Origin of the sequence: Bacillus sp. XF8 (genome assembly GCF_017498755.1) — a bacterium.
GTDB classification, from domain to species: domain Bacteria; phylum Bacillota; class Bacilli; order Bacillales; family Bacillaceae_G; genus Bacillus_A; species Bacillus_A bingmayongensis.
The window spans coordinates 1-2,424 of record NZ_JAGDQK010000105.1; the positions used below are offsets into that span (position 1 = coordinate 1).

The window sequence follows — 2,424 nt, forward strand, 5'->3', positions numbered from 1 at the left end:
AAATACCCCATATATCATTCTCCTGCTCACACTTTTTCTACAGGTTATCTCAGTTTAGAAATCTTTGCAACAGAACCATTCTGTGGCATTTGTATAATATGCAGGACCTCTTTTGATATTGTTAGTTCCTTTAAATCCTGATGGTTAGGTTCGCCCATGCTGGTTGATTTAATTTTTATATTTATCGCTCTCAATAACAAGGCTGTTTCTTGAAAAAAAGATATGTTACAGCATTAAGCAATTTAATTATTTCAATTTTCCTTATGGAAATAAACTAAACTGATGAATAAAATGTAACCATTTAAAAATAATAAAGATATCCTATTGTTATACATAAAGAAGGTGTACATCATGTCTTTAAATAAAATGAACATACACACTGCAAAAAACGAAATTATTGAAACTATCCAAATAAATACCTTACAAGAAATTAAGAATACAATGGAAAAAATCTTTGAGATTTGTGCAGATTTAATTGAACATCCCGTACATTTAAAAACTAAAACTAACATTTCACTTTATTATTTTGAAGGCCTTACGGATGGGATTGCATTAAAAGAAAATGTTATTACACCGTTATTACAAGAAGTAGATGATGACATACAAGTATTTAATTTTAATATTATTGCTGCTTATTCAAAAACAGTATATACATGGAATGAAATCAAAAAAGGGATACTTGAAGGACAATGTGTACTATTCATGGAGGGAGAAAAAAAGGCTCTTCTTATAAATACAAAGGGATGGGCAGAAAGATCAATTCAAGAACCTGTTTCAGAAGTTACAATTAAAGGCTCTCATGATGGCTTTATTGAAAATGCTTCTAAAAACATAGGCCTAATTCGTAGATATATTCCTTCTACTGAGTTGAAAATTAAGAAATTAACAATAGGAGAACGTGCTGCCACTTCTGTATATCTACTTTACTTAGGCGATGTAGCCAATAAAGATATAGTACAGGAAGTTGAAAAAAGAATCGGTAAAATTAAAACTGATACAATTTTAAGGGTTCTGTTGCAAAGTTTTCTAAATGAGGATACACTCTAGAAAAAAGAAGCCAGAAGAATCACAAATGCGATATTTTAAAGGGAAACAGTTCAAGAAAGATATTATTTTAGTAGCCGTGGGCTACTACTGTCGTTTTTCTTTAAGCTATCGTGATGTATCTGAACTTTTGAGAGAGCGTGGAATATCGGTTCATCCAACAACTATTATGCGTTGGGTTCATGAATATGGAAATTTGATTTATCAAATTTGGAAGAAGAAAAATAAATCAGCACATTTCGTATGGCATTTAGATGAAACCTACATCAAAGTCAAAGGAGAGTGGTGTTATCTCTATCGTGCGATTGATCAAGAAGGGTACACCTTGGATATCCAACTTCGTAAAACAAGGAATCATCAAGCCGCCTATATGTTTATGAAAAGGTTAGTGAAAGCTTTTGGAGAACCAACGGTACTCACAACAGACAAGGCACCTGCCCTACTTTGTGCGTTCAAAAAACTGAAAAATAACGGTTTTTATGTGCATACGAAACATTGCACCGTTAAGCATTTCAATAATCTCATCGAACAGGATCATAGACATATCAAGCGACGTTTTTCCAAATCCGCAGGATTTCAAAATCTTCGTCATGCTTCACGTACTTTGAAAGGAATCGAAACCATTCATGCTATATATAAACGAAACCGCAGTTTACAGCCAAACTGCGTTTTTTCAACGTACAAGGAATTACACAAATTACTAGTCACTGCCTAAATAGTTCCCCTCGTTTATCAATACCTGTTTCTGCTTTTTTTAACTTTGCAACAGAACCATCAAAAAAATTGAAACCCGATAGGGTTTATTTGGTATGCAAATCTTTAAAGAAATTACACTGGATCTTTAGGGAAAAGAAAAATCTCACGTGAAATTAAACTTATAAAAGCTTAGGTTGATGGGCATGGGGTACCGCCAGCATTTTGGAAATAAACCACGTTAAGCAAATTTCGATATAAAATCTTTTGAATTTTGTCCCGTTAAGAATATTTTGATACAACACAACACCATTTGTGTTGCGTTAGGACATGAGAATACCAATGAAAACGGTTGTTAATGCAACACAATTTAAATTAGCGATAAAATGACTCGAAAATCCTTAGCGTGGTTTTTTTTCGTTTGGCTGTCTGTACCCCGTATATAAAATACTGATTTGAATACAAAAAACACTCCTAGTGAGTGTTTTTTTAATATTTCGGCCCCATATAATCATAACTTTGATCAAGCGCTTTGATTAAATCAATGGCATTCTTTAATTCATGCTTATCAGACTCTAATTCTTCCATTCTTTTTGCAATATCTTTTCTAAAATTGTCTACATCACCAACCGCTTTCTTCCCCACACCAAGCTGAGACCAACTTGTATCAAGCATATGGTGAATACT

General features: G+C 33.1%; 2 protein-coding genes and 1 pseudogene. 2 read left to right on the top strand and 1 reads right to left on the bottom strand.

All coding sequences use genetic code 11. The annotated features are described in order from the left end of the window. Nucleotides 1-351: 351 nt before the first annotated feature. A pseudogene (locus J4P91_RS28530) lies at nt 352-1,011 on the top strand (spore germination protein); the annotation flags it as partial. Between the two features lie 61 nt (nt 1,012-1,072). Further along, nucleotides 1,073-1,759 (top strand): IS6 family transposase, encoded by a 687-nt coding sequence (locus J4P91_RS28535; RefSeq protein ID WP_207996777.1) that lies wholly within the window; start codon nt 1,073-1,075, stop codon nt 1,757-1,759. Nucleotides 1,760-2,226: 467 nt separating this feature from the next. On the opposite strand, the gene J4P91_RS28540 is transcribed toward J4P91_RS28535, so the two are convergent. After that, nucleotides 2,227-2,424, bottom strand: a 198-nt coding sequence (locus tag J4P91_RS28540; RefSeq protein WP_207996778.1) for a hypothetical protein, incomplete at its 5' end; no start/stop codon positions are given.

Bases quoted from the DNA above. Each gene is read 5' to 3' on its own strand.
- J4P91_RS28535 (WP_207996777.1), top strand. From the start codon at position 1,073: ATGCGATATTTTAAAGGGAAACAGTTCAAGAAAGATATTATTTTAGTA.